This is a genomic window from Streptomyces luteogriseus (assembly GCF_014205055.1).
In the GTDB taxonomy this organism is placed as follows: Bacteria; Actinomycetota; Actinomycetes; order Streptomycetales; family Streptomycetaceae; genus Streptomyces; species Streptomyces luteogriseus.
The window spans coordinates 258688-274774 of record NZ_JACHMS010000001.1 but is presented as its reverse complement, the minus strand read 5'-3'; the positions used below and the strand labels follow the sequence as shown (position 1 = coordinate 274774).

Annotated in this window: 18 protein-coding genes; 11 read left to right on the top strand and 7 right to left on the bottom strand. The window is 72.5% G+C overall.

The window, feature by feature from the left end; genetic code table 11:
• Positions 1 to 876 (bottom strand): hypothetical protein, encoded by an 876-nt coding sequence (locus tag BJ965_RS01265; RefSeq protein WP_184906935.1) that lies wholly within the window; start codon positions 874 to 876, stop codon positions 1 to 3.
• Between the two features lie 106 nt (positions 877 to 982).
• On the bottom strand, positions 983 to 1129 hold the full coding sequence (locus BJ965_RS01260; RefSeq protein WP_179878731.1) for a hypothetical protein: 147 nt from the start codon (positions 1127 to 1129) through the stop codon (positions 983 to 985).
• Positions 1130 to 1267: 138 nt separating this feature from the next.
• On the opposite strand from BJ965_RS01260, the gene BJ965_RS01255 reads away from it, so the two are divergent.
• Both BJ965_RS01255 and pgm read left to right on the top strand, forming a co-directional pair.
• A complete protein-coding gene (locus BJ965_RS01255; protein WP_184906934.1) occupies positions 1268 to 1696 on the top strand; it encodes a hypothetical protein in 429 nt (142 codons plus the stop codon).
• Between the two features lie 230 nt (positions 1697 to 1926).
• The gene (gene pgm, locus BJ965_RS01250) at positions 1927 to 3567 is read left to right on the top strand and encodes a phosphoglucomutase (alpha-D-glucose-1,6-bisphosphate-dependent) (RefSeq protein WP_184906933.1); all 1641 of its coding nucleotides are present in this window, start codon (positions 1927 to 1929) and stop codon (positions 3565 to 3567) included.
• A 58-nt stretch (positions 3568 to 3625) separates the two neighbouring features.
• Here the strand turns inward: pgm and BJ965_RS01245 are convergent, their stop codons facing one another.
• Positions 3626 to 4120 (bottom strand): DUF5949 family protein, encoded by a 495-nt coding sequence (locus tag BJ965_RS01245; RefSeq protein WP_184906932.1) that lies wholly within the window; start codon positions 4118 to 4120, stop codon positions 3626 to 3628.
• Between the two features lie 155 nt (positions 4121 to 4275).
• Between BJ965_RS01245 and BJ965_RS01240 the strand changes: the two genes are divergently transcribed.
• The 5 genes from BJ965_RS01240 (at position 4276) to BJ965_RS01220 (ending at position 8712) form a co-directional block, all read left to right on the top strand.
• Positions 4276 to 4563 (top strand): zinc-ribbon domain-containing protein, encoded by a 288-nt coding sequence (locus BJ965_RS01240; protein ID WP_184906931.1) that lies wholly within the window; start codon positions 4276 to 4278, stop codon positions 4561 to 4563.
• Between the two features lie 120 nt (positions 4564 to 4683).
• Positions 4684 to 5304, top strand: coding sequence for a flavin reductase family protein (locus BJ965_RS01235; RefSeq protein ID WP_184906930.1), 621 nt, complete (start codon positions 4684 to 4686; stop codon positions 5302 to 5304).
• Positions 5305 to 5415: 111 nt separating this feature from the next.
• A complete protein-coding gene (locus tag BJ965_RS01230; RefSeq protein ID WP_184906929.1) occupies positions 5416 to 5904 on the top strand; it encodes an SRPBCC family protein in 489 nt (162 codons plus the stop codon).
• 232 nt (positions 5905 to 6136) lie between these two features.
• A complete protein-coding gene (locus BJ965_RS01225) occupies positions 6137 to 7141 on the top strand; it encodes a trypsin-like serine peptidase (RefSeq protein WP_184906928.1) in 1005 nt (334 codons plus the stop codon).
• A gap of 323 nt (positions 7142 to 7464) precedes the next feature.
• Positions 7465 to 8712 carry a glycosyltransferase gene (locus tag BJ965_RS01220; protein ID WP_184906927.1) on the top strand — a complete coding sequence of 416 codons (1248 nt, stop codon included), beginning with the start codon at positions 7465 to 7467 and terminating at the stop codon, positions 8710 to 8712.
• Here BJ965_RS01220 and secD read toward each other — a convergent pair.
• The 4 genes from secD to BJ965_RS01200 all read right to left on the bottom strand — a co-directional run bounded on the left by secD (position 8702) and on the right by BJ965_RS01200 (position 13187).
• Positions 8702 to 10972: a protein translocase subunit SecD gene (gene secD, locus BJ965_RS01215; protein WP_184906926.1), complete on the bottom strand. Its 2271-nt coding sequence runs from the start codon at positions 10970 to 10972 to the stop codon at positions 8702 to 8704. The genes BJ965_RS01220 and secD overlap by 11 nt on opposite strands.
• Before the next feature lie 78 nt (positions 10973 to 11050).
• Positions 11051 to 11479: a hypothetical protein gene (locus tag BJ965_RS01210; protein WP_184906925.1), complete on the bottom strand. Its 429-nt coding sequence runs from the start codon at positions 11477 to 11479 to the stop codon at positions 11051 to 11053.
• A 68-nt stretch (positions 11480 to 11547) separates the two neighbouring features.
• Positions 11548 to 12231, bottom strand: coding sequence for a response regulator (locus BJ965_RS01205; protein WP_184906924.1), 684 nt, complete (start codon positions 12229 to 12231; stop codon positions 11548 to 11550).
• A 2-nt stretch (positions 12232 to 12233) separates the two neighbouring features.
• The gene (locus BJ965_RS01200; RefSeq protein WP_184906923.1) at positions 12234 to 13187 is read right to left on the bottom strand and encodes a sensor histidine kinase; all 954 of its coding nucleotides are present in this window, start codon (positions 13185 to 13187) and stop codon (positions 12234 to 12236) included.
• A gap of 377 nt (positions 13188 to 13564) precedes the next feature.
• Here BJ965_RS01200 and BJ965_RS01195 point away from each other — a divergent pair, with 377 nt between their 5' ends.
• The 4 genes from BJ965_RS01195 (at position 13565) to BJ965_RS01180 (ending at position 15870) form a co-directional block, all read left to right on the top strand.
• Positions 13565 to 13876 carry a TraR/DksA C4-type zinc finger protein gene (locus tag BJ965_RS01195; RefSeq protein WP_184906922.1) on the top strand — a complete coding sequence of 104 codons (312 nt, stop codon included), beginning with the start codon at positions 13565 to 13567 and terminating at the stop codon, positions 13874 to 13876.
• 45 nt (positions 13877 to 13921) lie between these two features.
• Entirely contained in the window at positions 13922 to 14296 is a 375-nt protein-coding gene (locus tag BJ965_RS01190) for a TraR/DksA family transcriptional regulator (RefSeq protein ID WP_184906921.1), read from the top strand.
• The gene (locus BJ965_RS01185) at positions 14293 to 15117 is read left to right on the top strand and encodes a rod shape-determining protein (protein ID WP_184906920.1); all 825 of its coding nucleotides are present in this window, start codon (positions 14293 to 14295) and stop codon (positions 15115 to 15117) included. Before BJ965_RS01190 ends, BJ965_RS01185 begins: the two co-directional genes overlap by 4 nt.
• Before the next feature lie 126 nt (positions 15118 to 15243).
• Positions 15244 to 15870 (top strand): Rv1733c family protein, encoded by a 627-nt coding sequence (locus BJ965_RS01180; protein ID WP_184906919.1) that lies wholly within the window; start codon positions 15244 to 15246, stop codon positions 15868 to 15870.
• The last annotated feature ends 217 nt before the right edge of the window (positions 15871 to 16087 follow it).

The following is a 16087-nucleotide window of genomic DNA, read 5'->3' as shown; positions in this document are numbered from 1 at the left end:
TCAGCTCCGCCCCTTGTCCTGCTCCAGTGCCTTGCCGGTCATGTCGGTGACCTGCCCGGCCGGCGGCGCGTCCGCCTCCACCTCGGTACCGAAGTCGGTGAAGTCCATGACCGTGCGCACCGTGACCTTCTCGGGCGCGGACGAGGCGTCGGAGGAGGATCGCTGCGTCGCCTGGGGGGCCTTCACGGTCATGTCGATCTGCTGACGGCGCATCCGGCCCTCGTCGTCCAGCCATACGTCCATCGGCAGGGTCGGGCCGACCTGCTCGCGCAGGGTGTCGCCGTCGGGAAGCCCGGCGACGTCGACGGAGACGCGGTAGTGCGTGGTCTTCACCCCATTGACCGTCGCCGAACCCTTCTCGGTCACGTCCTTGTCGGTGATCGCCTTGGCGTACGCCGCGGACTGAGCCGGATCGCTCATGGACTGGTTGTCCGTGCCCTGTCGCGCGGCGACCTTCCCCAGGTCGATCTTGATCCAGGGCTTGCCGCCCGGCGCCTGCCCCTTGGGCATCTTCTGGTAGAGGACCCGGTCGATGACGCGCTGCTCGATCTGCTGCCCCTGCGCCGTGACGGTCATGACGCTGTCGCCGTCGTCCAGGTCCACCGCACCCTGCCCGTTCGCGGTCTGTGAGGCACCCCGGCCCGAGGTCTGCACCCGCAGCTTCACCTTGGCGGTGTCCTCCTCGGCCGTCCTGTCGTAGGCGGAGCGCACCGCCCGCGTGCCCTCCTCCCGGGTGCCGGCGCTCGCCTTCGCCGAGGTGCCCCGCGTACCGTCGTCCGAGCCGCCGTCGTCGCCGCAGCCGACCAGCACCGTCCCCGCCAGCACCCCGGCGACGCCTAAGGCACAGACCCGCCTGCCGTTGCCCGCCCTGTTCATCGAACCAGCTCCTCTCAGGTGTGTGGTGCGACCCAAGTGCCCAAACCGGACACGAACACACCTGTGCGGCGGAGGAGTTGGATACCGGGAGAAACGGGTGTCCCGGTCAGTGGCGGCCCCTGAGCTTGCCGAGCAGACGCTGGGCCTGGGCCCGCTTGCGGGGGTCGGCCGCGGCCCGCCGCGCCTGGTCCACGGCCCGCCGTCCCTGCGGGCTCCGGGCGAACTGCTTGATGCGATCCAGCATTCCGGCCATGACGCACCTTCCTTCCTGTCGTGATGTCGACTGTCTGTCATGCGCCTACCCCTTCGACGAGCCGCTCAGGCACGCCCTGGCCCGGTCGGCGCGCGACCGAATGTGTTTGCGGCCGGAGTCAGAGGCAAGTCGGTGTCCATGACTGAAGAGAACAAGCGCACGAATCAGAAGGCGACCACCGTAGGGACCGCGGAGTCCAAGGCCCGTCGCACGGCGGACAAGGCCACCGCGCCCGCCTCCCAGGCGGCGAAGGGCGCCGCGGGCAAGGCCGGTGAGGCCGCGTCAGCCGCCAAGTCCGGCGCGGAGCGCTCCGCCGAGACGGCGAAGACGGCCGCACAGACCGCGGCCAAGGGCGTCGAGGCCGGCCGCCAGGCGGTCGTCACGGCCTCGGGGCACGTGGCGACCACGGCGAAGACGGCCTGGACGGTCATCGCCCACCGCAAGTTCGTGGCCGCGGGCGTCGGAGCCGGTCTGACCGCCCTGAGCGCCGCGTCCTACGCCGTCGGACGCCGTGCCGAACGCGGCGCCCACGGTCCCCTCACCCGCCTGACCGGCGGTCGGATCTGACCACCGGCGGCGCGATGGACGTGCCGGCGCGAGGGGAGCAGGCGGCGCGGCGCGCCACCGGGCGTTCCGGTGGTCCGTAGCGCCGCCTTCCTCGTGCTCCGCGCCGCTCCCTGCCGCAGGGCCCGGCGCAGATCCGTCCCTCACCGGGGTGCCCCCCTCGCGCGTCACCGCCGTGACGAGGAAGGATGTGACCGCAACCGAAGGATCAACCCATGCGGAGGAGCGGGCCCATGCAGCACGAGCGAGCGGGAAGTCCGGCCGGACCCGAGGATCTCGTCGACGTCGCTCGGCTGGTCACCGCGTACTACGCGCGCCGGCCCGACCTGGACGACCCGGGGCAGCGCGTCACGTTCGGGACCTCCGGACACCGCGGATCGTCACTGGCATCCGCGTTCAACGACGACCACATCGCCGCGACCAGCCAGGCCATCTGCGAGTACCGTGCCGGCCAGGGCATCGACGGCCCCCTCTTCCTGGGCGCCGACACCCACGCCCTGTCGGAGCCCGCGCGCGTGACCGCCCTCGAGGTGTTCGCCGCGAACGAGGTGACCGTGCTGATCGACGACGCGGACGGCTACACGCCCACCCCGGCCGTCTCGCACGCCATCCTCGCCCACAACCGTGGCCGCGCCGCCGGCCTCGCGGACGGCGTCGTCGTCACGCCCTCCCACAACCCGCCCGCCGACGGCGGGTTCAAGTACAACCCGCCCAGCGGAGGCCCCGCCGCCTCCGACGCGACCTCCTGGATCCAGGACCGGGCGAACGAGATCATCCGGGGCGGCCTGAAGGACGTACGACGCGTCCCCCACGCCCGCGCCCTGGCCGCACCCACCACCGGCCGCTACGACTTCCTCGGCACCTACGTCGCCGACCTGCCCGACGTGCTCGACCTGGACGCGATCCGCTCGGCCGGCATCCGGATCGGCGCCGACCCGCTCGGCGGGGCGTCGGTGGCCTACTGGGGCCGCATCGCCGAACAGCACAACCTCGACCTGACCGTGGTCAACCCGCACACCGACCCCACCTGGCGCTTCATGACGCTGGACTGGGACGGCAAGATCCGCATGGACTGCTCGTCGCCGTACGCGATGGCCTCGCTCATCGAGCAGCGCGACCGCTTCCAGATCTCCACCGGCAACGACGCCGACGCCGACCGGCACGGCATCGTCACCCCGGACGCGGGCCTGATGAACCCCAACCACTATCTGGCCGTCGCCATCTCCTACCTGTACGCCCACCGCGACCGCTGGCCGGCCACCACCGGCATCGGCAAGACCCTGGTCTCCTCCGCCATGATCGACCGGGTCGCCGCCGACCTGGGCCGCGAACTGGTCGAGGTGCCCGTCGGCTTCAAGTGGTTCGTGGACGGACTGGCCGGCGGCACCATCGGCTTCGGCGGGGAGGAGTCCGCCGGGGCGTCCTTCCTGCGCCGGGACGGTTCCGTGTGGACCACCGACAAGGACGGCATCCTCCTGGCGCTGCTCGCCTCCGAGATCACGGCGGTCACCGGGAAGACCCCCTCCGAGCACTACGCGGCGCTGACCGCCCGCTTCGGCGAACCGGCCTATGCGCGCATCGACGCCCCCGCGACCCGCGAGGAGAAGGCGCTGCTCGCCAAGCTCTCCCCGGCCCAGGTCAGCGCGGACACCCTGGCCGGGGACGCGGTCACCGCGGTGCTCACCGAGGCCCCCGGGAACGGCGCGGCCATCGGCGGCATCAAGGTGACCACGGACAACGCCTGGTTCGCGGCCCGCCCCTCGGGCACCGAGGACGTCTACAAGATCTACGCCGAGTCGTTCCTCGGCCCCGACCACCTCGGCCGGGTCCAGGAGGAGGCCAAGTCCGTCGTGCTGGCGGCCCTGACCGGCTGACCACGAGCACACCACAGCCCGGGCCACCGCACGCGGCCCGGGCTGTCCTTGTCGCGCGTCAGCCGCGCAGGCTGCGGGCGGGCAGGACGACGTGCGCCGCCGAGGCCATCGCGGCCTCGTCCGAGGTGAAGGCGGCGAGCGCCTCGGCGTCACCGGGCTCGGCGCCCTCCGGCCACGGACGCGTGGCGAAGATGAGGTAGGCGAAGCCGAGCTCGCCCACCGTCTCCAGCCAGGTCTCCGGCGGGACGAACTGGGACTTCAGGTGCTGCACGGTGAGGACGGCCGACCCGGGCACGACGAGCAGGCTCACCGGCAGGCTGGGCCGCTGGGCCGCGTCGACGAGCCCCTCGCCCAAGGGGAGACCGGCGCTCAGCAGCAACTGCTCGACGGCCTTCGCAGTGCCCTCCGGACCGTTCGCACCGTCTCCGAGGGAGCAGGCCAGCAGATAGGGGACGTCGTTCCCGTCGGGGGTCGTGCCCCGCCAGGACTGGACGACGAGGGAACCCAGGTCGTCGGTGGGCACGGACTGCGTTTCGGGTGAGATCGAGGTCACCGCGGAACCGTATCGGCGCACCTGGCGGCACCCGGTCCGCCGTCACCCGAGTGGACCAGTCCCCGCCGGGCTCTCCACACGAACGAGGGGCCCGCGCGTCCGACATGGCCGCGATACAGGACACTGGGGGAAGATCCGACCGGAAGGACCGACACGTGATCATCTTCGGCACCAAGGGATACCTGTACCAGCTGGCGATACTGACGCTGGTGTGCGGTCAGTGCGGAAACCCCGCCGCGCACACGCTCAGGAAGCGCGTCACGAAGTTCACCCTGTTCTTCGTCCCGCTGTTCCCGATCTCGACGAAGTACCTGACGCAGTGCACCTTCTGCGGCGCGGAACAGAAGGTGACCAAGGAGCAGGCCGATCACCTGCAGACCCAGAGCACGAACGGCCCGAGCGGTCAGGCGGCCGGGCAGCCGCAGCAGCACGACCGGTTCTGACCGGGAAGCCCGGGCGCGGCCGGACCGCTTCCGGCCGGGCTCGACGCCGGTCCCCGGCCCACCTTCGCCGGTCCACGCTTCGGCGGGCGTCGAAGCGTCCCGCCCATAGCGTTCCGAGCCATGACACCCCGTACCCACCTCGTGATCCGGCCGAGCATCCTCTACTTCGGCACGCCCGTGGTCCTGCTGACCAGCGAGAACGCCGACGGCAGCTGCAACCTCGCCCCGATCTCCTCCGCGTGGGCCCTGGGGCAGCACCTCGTCCTGGGGCTCGGCAGCGAGAGCCACACCGTGCGCAACCTGGCGGAACGCCCGGAACTCGTGATCAACGTCGCCTCGCCCGAGCTGTGGGAACACGTGGAACGCCTCGCTCCGCTGACGGGGGCGGACCCCGTGCCGGAGGCCAAGCGGCCGGTCTACCGGCACGAGCGGGACAAGTTCGCCGCGGCCGGGCTCACTCCGGCCGCCGCCGACCTGGTGAGGCCTCCGCGGGTCGCCGAGTGCGCTCTGCAGCTGGAGGCCCGGGCCCGCGCGCTGACCCCGGGCGGCGCGGGCCTCTTCGTCACCGTCGAGTGCGAGGTCCTGCGCGTCCACGCCGCCGAGCGCATCGTCGTGCCCGGCACTCAGCACATCGACCCCGTCGGCTGGAGCCCGCTCATCTACAACTTCCGCCACTACCACGCACTGGCCCCCGGGCTCGGCCACGGCTTCCGCTCCGAGACGGCGACGACCACCGTCTGATCACATTCGATGTGGCAACCGGAGCTTCCCGGGTACTCGGCCACCGCGGGCCCGGACCTGTGTGGGCCGATGGGCCTCCTGCAGTCGATCAGTGAATACGGAGGCATTCAGATGAGCACCATCAAGGAAACCGTGGAAGTCGCCGTTCCCGTCCACACCGCCTACAACCAGTGGACGCAGTTCGAGGAGTTCCCGAACTTCATGGAGGGCGTCGAGGAGGTCAGGCAACTGGACGACCGCCACAACCACTGGACCACCAAGATCGCCGGGGTACGGCGCGAGTTCGACACCGAGATCGTCGACCAGCTGGCCGACGAGCGGGTCACGTGGCGCACGACCAGCGGAGACACCCACCAGCGGGGTTCCGTCCGCTTCGAGCGCCTGGACGACACCCACACCAGGGTGGAGCTCGTGCTGGATGTCGAGCCCAGCGGAGTCGTGGAGAAGGCCGGCGAGATGATGGGCACGATCGACCGCCGGGTCAAGGGCGACATGAAGCGCTTCAAGCAGTACATCGAGGAGCGCGGGATCGAGTCCGGCGCATGGCGCGGCCGCGTCCAGCCGGGCGACGGCCCCAGCGGCGCCGGCCCCATCCTCTGACAGCAGCCGCACGCCGAACCCGGCCTCCCCGTGAGGCCGGGTTCTTCTGTGTCCGCATGTCCCGCCCCGTCGCGGAGGAGGCGTGGACTTTCGGCCAACGTAATGACATGCACCTGTCCATCTTGGTCCTCCGGTGGCACGCTGCCCCCTGACTGTCCGCAGTGACACCCCTGCCTGACCGGGTGGCTGGGCTTCCCGCCATCCGGCCCCCACAGCAGAAGGAGACCGCGTGATGGGCCAACCCCGCAGCGCTCGCTCCACCGGCGGCACCACCCGCGTCCGCCGGTCCGTCCTCGGCGCGCTCGCCGGCGTGGCCGCGCTCCTGGCCACCGGCGTCACCGCCGCACCCGCGAGTGCAGCACCGGACCCCGGCGTGATGACCCCCTCGGCACAGGAACGCGCCCTGGCCTTCTGGACCCCGCAACGGATGCGCGAGGCCACCCCGCTCGACCTCCTGACCGTCGACCGCTCCGACGTACGCACACCGGCGCCCCGCAAGGGCAAGGCGTCGGTCGTGGCCCCCAGCGCGCCGACCTCCGCCACGGGCCCCCTGGCCTTTCCGCACGGCGGCGGGCCCTGGTCCGGCGGGGGAGCGGTCACCAAGACCGCGGGGCGGGTCTTCTTCAGCTACCAGGGCCGCACCGCGTCCTGCTCCGGCAACGCCGTCACCAGCGCCAACAAGAGCACCGTGATCACCGCGGGCCACTGCGTGAAGCTGGAGGGCGCCTGGCACACCAACTGGGTCTTCGTGCCCGGCTACCACGACGGGCAGCGCCCGTACGGCACCTGGACCGCGGCCAAGACCCTGTCCACGCCGCAGTGGACGGCCAGTGAGGACATCAACTACGACATCGGCGCGGCCGTCGTCGCCCCGCTGGACGGGCAGAAGCTGACCGACGTCGTCGGAGGCCAGGGCCTGGCCTTCAACACCGGCTACAACAAGGCGATGTACTCCTTCGGCTTCCCGGCCGCCGCCCCCTACGACGGCGAGAAGTTCATCTACTGCAGCGGCACCACCACCCGCGACTTCCTGCTGTCCAAGGACCACGGTCTGACCTGCAACATGACCGGCGGCTCCAGCGGAGGCCCCTGGTTCACCCAGTTCAGCGAGGCCACGGGGACCGGCTTGCAGTCCTCGGTGAACAGCTTCAAGTACAACTTCCTGCCGAACGCCATGTACGGCCCGTACTTCGGCGCGGACGCGCAGAACCTGTACCAGTCCGCCCAGTCGTCCTGATCCACCGCGCCACCCGGAGCCGGGTTCTCCACCACCACACCGTGGTGGAGAACCCGGCTCCGGGTCGTTGCAGGGCGGGTCGACCGGCGCGGAGGCCACCGGTTCACTGCCACCGGACAGCTGCGGAGGACTCGCGACCGGCTGACCGCCCTCACCGAGGTCGCCTCGCCCCGGCTGCGTCATGCCGCCACCCACCTGCTCGGCGTACCGGACTCCGGCCCGCGGTGGGCGGATCCGGCCGGAAGACACCCGCACCGGCGATTTTCGTCCACGTGCGGCCGTGCACCGTGTGTCCGCCGCCCGGCCGGTCCACACTGGGACCCATGCGCGTGGTGATCATGACGGCGGGTTCGCGCGGCGACGTCGCGCCGTACACCGGGCTGGGCGCCGGGCTGGCACGCAGCGGGCACGAGGTCACGCTGGCGACCCACGCCCTGTTCGAACCCCTGACCGCAGGCTCGGGGGTGCGTTTCCATCCGACCCCGGTCGACCCGCACGCCGTGTCGCACTCCGACCGGGGCCGTGACCTGCACGCCAGCACCACGGGCCTGGGCAAACTGCTGCGCGCGGCGTCGATGGCCCGCTCCGCGGCCGAGGAGATGACCGATGCCCTGGTACAGGCGGCCCGCGGCGCGGACATCGTCCTAGCCGCCGGAGCCGTGGCGCCACTGGGCCGCGCCATCGCGGAGGGGCTGAGCCTGCCCAGCCTGGGCCTTTTCCTCCAACCCCAGCATCCGACACGCGAGTTCGGCGCGCCCATGCTCGGCGGACGCTCGCTCGGTGCGGTGGGCAACCACCTGGGCGGACGGGCCGTCATCTCCGCCGTCGACCGGGTCTTCACGCAGGCCGTGCACCGACTGCGCACCCGGCACGGCATGACGCTGCGCGGCCCCTCCGCCAGCCGCCGGGCCCATGAGCGAGCGAACTGGCCCGTGCTGCACGGATTCAGCGAACAGGTGGTGTCCCGCCCCAAGGACTGGCGCCCCGGACTGGAGATCGCCGGGTACTGGTGGCCGCACGACACCCGGACACTGCCCGGCGAACTGGAGGAGTTCCTGGCCGCCGGGCCACCGCCGGTGTTCGTCGGACTGGGCAGTGCGACGGTGCCGGACCCCGGACACGTCAGCGCCGAGATCGTGCGTGCGCTGCGGACGGCGGGACTGCGCGGCGTCATCCAGCAGGGCTGGGCGGGCCTCGCCACCCGCGACGACGACGATGACGTGATCACCGTGGGCGACGTGCCGCACGCGTTGCTGTTCCCCCGCACGGCCGCCGTGGTCCACCACGCCGGAGCCGGTACCACCGCCGCCGTCCTGCGCGCGGGGATCCCCACGATTCCGGTGCCGGTGCAGTTCGACGGCTTCTTCTGGGCGGCGCGCCTGGTCGCCCTGGGGACGGCCCCGGAGGCCGTCCCCCTGCGGCGCCTCACCGCCGGCACCCTGGCCCCCGCCCTGCGCCGCGCCACGGGCGACCCTCACCACCGCAGCCGCGCCCGGGAGGTGGCTCGCGACCTGGCCGGGGAGGACGGTGTGGCCCCGGTCCTGGCCGCGCTGGACCGTCTCACTCCATGACCGCTCCGCCCTCCCGGGACGGCTTCCCGGGGCGGAAGCGCCGGTGCAGCAGGATCGCGACGGGAGACGCGGTGAACACCGAGGAGTAGGTCCCGACGGCGAGGCCGATGAGCAGGGCCAGGGCGAAGTCCGTGAGCGAGGAGCCGCCCAGCACGGCGAGCGCGGTGAGCATGAACGCCGCGCCCATGCCGGTGTTCACGGTGCGGGGCAGGGTCTGCAGGATCGCCTGGTTCACGGTGCCGGCGAACGGCGACCTGGGGCCCCGCCCGGTCAGTTCCCTGACGCGGTCGAAGAGGACGACGGAGTCGTTGACGGAGTAGCCGATGACGGTGAGCAGGGCTGCGAGGAAGACGCCGTCGACCGGCTTGCCGAGCCAGGCGAAGACCCCGAGCAGGACGACCACGTCGTGGAGGAGCGCGACGACCGCGGCGGAGCCCAGCATCCAGCGGAAACGGGCCGCGAGGTAGACGAACTGCGCGCCGAGGGCCACCGCCAGCGCGATCAGTGCACCTTGGCGCAGTTCCTCGCCGAGGCTGGGACCGATCAGTTCGTCGCGGACCTTGTCCGCCCGGCCGTCGAGGCCGCGCAGGGCGCCGGTGACCTCGGCCTCCTCGGCGTCGGTCAGCGGATCCGTACGCACCGTCAGGCCCGTGTCGCCGGAGGACTGCACGACCGCCCGGGGGAACCCGGCGTCGGCGAGCGCGGTACGGACCCGGCCCGGGTCGACGGGGGCGCTGGTGGTGTATTCGATGAGACGGCCCCCGGTGAACTCCACGCCGAGGTCGACGCCGCGCACCACGATGCCCGAGCCGGCCAGCGCGAGCACTGCCGCGGAGGTGACCAGCCAGCGGCGCGGGCGGCGCATCAGAAGCGGGTTGCGACGGGTGAGGCGCTCACGGACCGCACCGATGGTGGCGATGCCGGTGAGACGGGGGCGGCGGCGCACGGCCGGACGGCTCGCGGCGAACTCGGCGAGCACCCGGCTGATGACCAGGGCGCTGAACATGGAGGCCAGCACCCCGATGCCGAGGGTGATGCCGAAGCCCCGCACGGGCCCGGAGGCGAGGAAGAACAGCAGGGCGGCCGCGATCAGCGTGGTGATGTTGGAATCGGCGATCGCGCTGAAGGCGTTGCGGAAGCCCGCCGCGAGGGAGGAGCGGATGCTGGGCCGGCGGCGGCCGGCATACTCCTCGCGCGCCCGCTCGAAGACCAGCACGTTGGCATCGACGGCCATGCCGATGGCCAGGACGAACCCGGCCAGGCCCGGCAGCGTCAGGGTGGCGCCGAGGGCGGCCAGGGCGGCGTAGGAGAGCAGGCCGTAGCAGGCCAGGGCCAGGGCGGCCAAGCCGCCCATCAGCCGGTAGACGACGATGATGAACAGCGAGGTCAGCGCGGTGCCGATGGCCGCCGCCCAGGCACTTGCGGTGATGGCCTGCGCGCCGAGGGTGGGGCCGACGGTGCGCTGCTCGACGGTCTCGACGGGCACGGGCAGCGCACCGCCGTTGATGAGCAGCGAGAGTTCGCGGGCCTCCTCGGGGCTGAAGGAGCCGGTGATCCGGGTGGCGCCGTCGCGGATTCCGGTTCCGCAGGTGACGGACGGGTCGACCTGTGGGGAGGAGATGACCTTGTCGTCGAGGACGATGGCGACCCGCCGGGCCGGGTCGCCCGGCGCCCGGCAGGCTGCCTCACCGGTCAGGTCGGCCCAGCCGGCGCGGCCGGTGCCCTCGAAACCGACCGTGACGTGCCATCCGGCGCCGCCCTGCTGGTCGAACCGGGCGGCGGCCTCCTTGACGTCCTCGCCGGTCAGGGAGGTCGGCCCGAGGCGCAGCGGCGTGCCGGACTCGTCGGGCAGGACGCGTTCCCGGGGCCGCTTCGGCAGGGGCCGCGAGGTGTCGTCGGCCTCGTCCGCGGCGCCGAGAACGGGATGGAAGGTGAGCTGCGCGGTACGGCCCAGGACGTCGGCGGCCTTCTTCGGGTCCTGCACACCGGGCAGTTCGACGATGATCCGGTGGTCGCCGGAGCGCACCAGGGTGGGTTCGGCGACACCGAGCGCGTCGATACGGCCGCGCAGGACCTCCAGGGTGCGGTCGGTCGCCGCGCGGTCCGCGTCGGCGGTGGGGGTGGAGCGGGTTTCGAGCACGATCTGTGTCCCGCCGCGCAGGTCCAGTCCGAGCCGGATCGGCACGGTGACGGCGACGTACAGGGACAGGGCGAGCACGGCGAGGGCGAGCAGCGCCCTCACGCGCAGGGAACGGTTCAACGGGAGCCTCCGGAAGGCACACCACGGCGGCGGCCGTCGTGGGCCGCTGCGGGGCGGGTCGGGTGAAGGGAAGGGGCGTCAGGTGCCGGAGAACACCGGGGGCGCCCGCCCCTGGTCCTGCGCCGTACCCGGCTGCGAGGGGGCCACACGATCGGCCGGAGTCCCGTACGCGCCCGGAAGCCGGCACGGGGTGGTGTCCGCGCTCCGGCCGCAGGTGCCGAGGTGTCCGCGCGGGGCCGGGTGCTCGCCGTGCGGCTGCTCGTGGCGGGTGGCCGCCCGGACGGTGCAGGCGGCATCGCACCCGTCGTCCGCGCGCGTCCCGTCGTACCGGTGGTGGTCCGCTGCGACGGGGGCACCCGCCACCGCCGTGCCCGCTGTGCCGGGCGGCGGGGCGGCGATGCCCAGGGTGGCGAGCACCGCCAGGACGACGGCCGCCATGAGCGCGCCGACGGGGGAGCGGGGGCGGGTGCTGCCGATGACGAGCCCTGTACGCGCGCTGCGGAGCACCGTCCCCCCTCTCGTCGTGGCGTGCGGGCCGGGCCAGCCTCCCGGACGGGACGCGGGCAGCCGGTTCGTCAGGGCTCGATCAGTCCGGCGCGGATGGCGTAGCGGGTCAGGTCGAGGCGATCGCGCAGGCCGAGTTTCTGCAGCAGGTTGGCGCGGTGGCGCTGGACGGTCTTGATGCTGATGAACAGCAGGTCCGCGATCTCCTTGGAGGAGTGGCCCTCGGCGACCAGCTTGAGAACCTCTTCCTCACGGGGAGTGAGGATCTGATCGGGAGTCTCGTCCCCGTGGCGGGACCGGTCGAGGTAGTTGCGGATCAGGGCGGTCACCGCGCCGGGATACAGGAAGGGCTCGTCCCGCATCGCTGCCCGGCAGGCGGCGACCAGGTCCCGGTCGGCCACGGACTTCAGCACATACCCGCTCGCACCGGCCTTGAGAGCCTGGAAGAAGTACTGCTCGTTGTCGTGCATGGTCAGCATCAGGATCCGCAGCTCCGGCTTGAGGGCGGACAGTTCGCGCGCTGCCTGCAGCCCGGTCAGGCGTGGCATGGCGATGTCGAGCACGGCCAGGTCGACCTCGCTGGTGCGGGCCAGCTCGATGGCCTCGGCCCCGTCACCGGCCTCGGCGACCACTTCGAGGTCCGGTTGCTGGTCGAGGATGAGCCGCACACCGCGCCGGACCAGCGCGTGGTCGTCGGCGAGCAGGATGCGGATCGTGCTCGAGGGCGTCGGGGCGGGCGTGGACGAGTCGGACATGGTCAGGGCTGCTTCCTTGCAACGGGCGCGGTGAGCTGGACGCGGGTGCCGGCGTGGGGTGCCGGGGTGATCTCCAGCCTGCCCCCGACGAGCAGGGCCCGCTCGCGCATACCGCGGATGCCGGCGCCTTCGCGGGGTGCCCCGATACCGCTGCCGTCGTCGGTCACCGTCAGCACCACGCTGTCGTCGGCGCGGCGCAGGGCGACGGTGACCCGCCCGGCGTCCGCGTGGCGGGCGACGTTGGTCAGCGACTCCTGGGCGACCCGGTAGAGGACCAGTTCCGTCTCCGGCGCCAGAGCGGGCAGGTCGGTGCCGAAGCTGCGCGTCACCAACAGCCTCGTGTGCGTGGCGAAGTCCTCGCTGAGCGAGGTCAGCGCGCTCACCAGGCCCAGGTCGTCCAGCACACCCGGCCGCAGCCGGCGCACCAGCCGGCGGACCTCGTCGAGGCTCTCCCGGGTGATCTCCTGCAACTCCTGCAACTCCCCGCGCAGCGCCTCCGGCGCGTCGTCCGCGGACCGTTTGAGCCCGAGCAGGATCGCGGTCATGCTCTGGCCGACCTCGTCATGCAGTTCCTGGGCGATGCGCCGGCGTTCCGCCTCCTGGGCGAGCAGGGCCCGGGCGCTGCTCGCGACCCGCTCCTGCTCCAGCCGCTCCAGCATCGCGTTGAACGTGCGGATCACCTCGGCGACACCACCGCCGCCGGAAGCGGGCAGGCGCTGGCCGGGCCGCAGCAGGTCCACGGTGGTCATCAGCCTGGTGAGCCGGTCCAGCGGGGCCAGCCCGAACCGCAGCAGCGCGGCGTTCGCGACGAGCATGACGGCCAGACCGCCGACCAGGATGACCGCCTCGGTCAGCAGCACCGGCACGGAGACGGTCACCGGAGCCCACAGCAGCAGGGCCGTGGCCATGCCCAGCACCACGGCGTTGAGGGCGAAGATCCGCCAGAACAAGGACACCGTCCCCGCGCCTCCCCTTCTACAAGCTCGGTCTCACCTCCACTGTCGGGCATCGCGGAGCCCACCGCGTTCGCGGACCGGGCATCTGAGCAAGCCTGCGTTCAGGCTGCCCCTTCGCCGCACGCCCGTCCATGGGACCTGACCCCCATTTCCCCGGGCACGCACCACCCATGGCGCGTCCGCATGGGTCCCTCGACCCGGTGCAAATGGGGCCCGCGCCCGATGGGTATCCGCCGCGCGCCCGGCCAGGCTTGAGAACGACACACGACCACCCGACAGCGGACGGGCGGCCCGGCAACACCGCCGGGCCGCCCGCCGCGCATGACCGACCCGCACCACCGCGCACCCGCCGTACGCAGCCGAGAAAGGGACCGACCATGTCGCTCGATGTCACCCGGGCCGAACCCCACCCGCACGAGGCCCGCCGGCGCCTGGAACACGCCCGCACCTCCCGGCTGGCCCAACTGCGGGCCCTCGACGAGACCGAGCGCGGCGCGGACGACCACCTGCTGTCCGCGCAGAAGACCGCGATGGAGCGGGTCCTCAAGGAGATCGAGGACGCCTTCACCCGCATCGACGACGGCACCTACGGAATCTGCGTGGGCTGCGCGAAGCCCGTTCCCGCGGAGCGGCTCGAGATCCTGCCCTACACCCGCCACTGCGTCGCCTGCCAGCGCCGCACGGCCTGACCCCGCCCGTACCGGACCTCCAACGCCCTTCCGCAAAGGGGTGACGTGGTGAACCACCAGACCATCGACGAGAGCACGACGCACCTGTCGTCCGAGGACCTCGCGGCGCTGCGCGAGAACCTCCACGAGCAGCGCCTGTTCCGCCAGGAGCAACTGCGCCTGCTCGCCGGACCGGTCACCTCCCGGGCCGAGGACCGTATCCGGCAGCGGGCCGCCGCGCAGATCGAGGTCCGCGTCAAACTCGCCGCCTCGGCCCGCATGGTCCTCACCGACGTCGAAGCGGCCCTCACCCGCATGAACGAGGGCTCGTACGGCTCCTGCCACTTGTGCCGGCGCCCGGTCGAACGGGAACGGCTCATGATCGTGCCGCAGGCCCGCTACTGCGCCCGCTGCCAGCAGGTCAAGGAGGCACAGCCATGACCGACGCCCACGACCTGTCCGGTGACGCCGCCCGTCACCGGCCGTGGCCCCTGTGCCGGCGCTGCTGCGGCATCGCGCTGGACCTGGGCAGCGCCCGCACCCGCGTCTGGCTCGCCGGCAAGGGCACGGTCGTCGACGTGCCCACCGTCACCTTCCCCGGCACCGGAGCGGTCTACCCCGTGCAGCGCGGGACCATCATCGACACCCCGGGGTGTTCCCGGATGCTGAAGCGCCTGCTCGACCACCGGTTGCCCCGGTTCACCCGGCCCATGGTCATCGTCACCACCCCCGTCCTGGACGGCGTCGCCTACCGCAGCCGGGCCCGCGCCGCCGTCGAGGTGCTTCGGCCGCGCAGCGTCCTGACCGTGCCCAGTGCCCGGAGCATCGCCCTGGCCGCCGACGCGGACCTGTCCCGGCCGCTGTTGGTGGCGGACATCGGCGCCCACCTCACCGAGGTGGTCCTGCTGTGCGACGGCGCCGTCACCGACGCACACCGCACGGCGATCGGCACCAGCGACCTCGACGAGACGACTCCGCCCGGACAACTCGTCGAAGCGGTGGTGGCGATGCTGACGGCGATGCGCCGCCACGACCGCACCTCGCTCACCTCCGAAGCCCTGCGGCGCGGTCTCCTCCTGGCCGGCGGGGGAGCCCTGCGCCCCGACATCACCCACCCCCTCACCGCTCGGCTGAAGGCGCCGCTGCGTATCGTCCCGGCCCCGCACACGGCGGCCGTGCGCGGGGCCGCCAAGTTCCTGCAGGCCGCTCACACCCACCCCTCGGCCTCCGCGACCCTCCCGCCCGTCGCCCGCCCTCACTAGGGCCGTCGCGGACGTGGCGACGGCCGAGCGCCGGCGCCCGCCTCGCGACGAACCCCCGGGCCCACCCCCACCCGCGTGCGTCGTCGGCACCCGCACGCGCCGCGTCCACCGCCGGAAGGAGGAGCCATGCTCGGCCGCACACCCCCACCCTCACCGCTGCCGCCACGGGAACTGCCCCGGGTCATGTTCTGGCGGCTGCGGCGCAACCCCCTGCGCCGCCGCAGCGACCTGGCCCAGGCATGGATCGGCCTCGGCCTGACCCTGGCCGTGCTGGCGGCAACTCCCCTCGCCCTGTTCCTCGTCGGCGACGCCGCCCACCGCCATTACGCCCGCGCGGCCCAGCAACAGGCCGCCACCCGGCACCACACGACCGCGGTACTGATCGAGGACGCCCGCAGTCACCCCGAACCCGGGTCCGCCGAGGCGAGACAGACCCTCTACCCGACCAAGGTCCGCTTCACCGACCCCCACGGACGCACCCACACGGCCCACGCCGGTGCCCAGCCGGCCCTGCCCAGGGGCTCCACCCTCCGCGTCTGGGCCGACATGGACGGAGATCTCACCGACCCGCCCCTGAGCCCCGATCAGATCCGCAGCCGTGCGATGGGCTCCGCCCTGATCGCCGTCATGGGCGTCCACGTCGCGGCAGCCATCGTCTACGGGACGGCCGGCCGCGTCATCCAGCATCACAACCTCGTGGCCTGGGAGACCGCCTGGGCCGCGACAGCCCCTCGCTGGACGACATCCCCCTGACGGCCCAGCGCCGACTGCCAGTGGACGGCCAGAACAAGGCGCTGCCCTCCGGTCCGTCCACGGGGACCGACCTGACCCTCGGTGTGGGGGAAGTCTCGCCAGCCGGAAGATCCCCAGGTCAGCATCGGTGCCGTCGGCCCCGCCCCACCCTCGTACGGATGCTCCAAGTGGCGTTCCGAAGCGCCCAAATCTAGCGTCGTACTAAGATTTCCGGCTT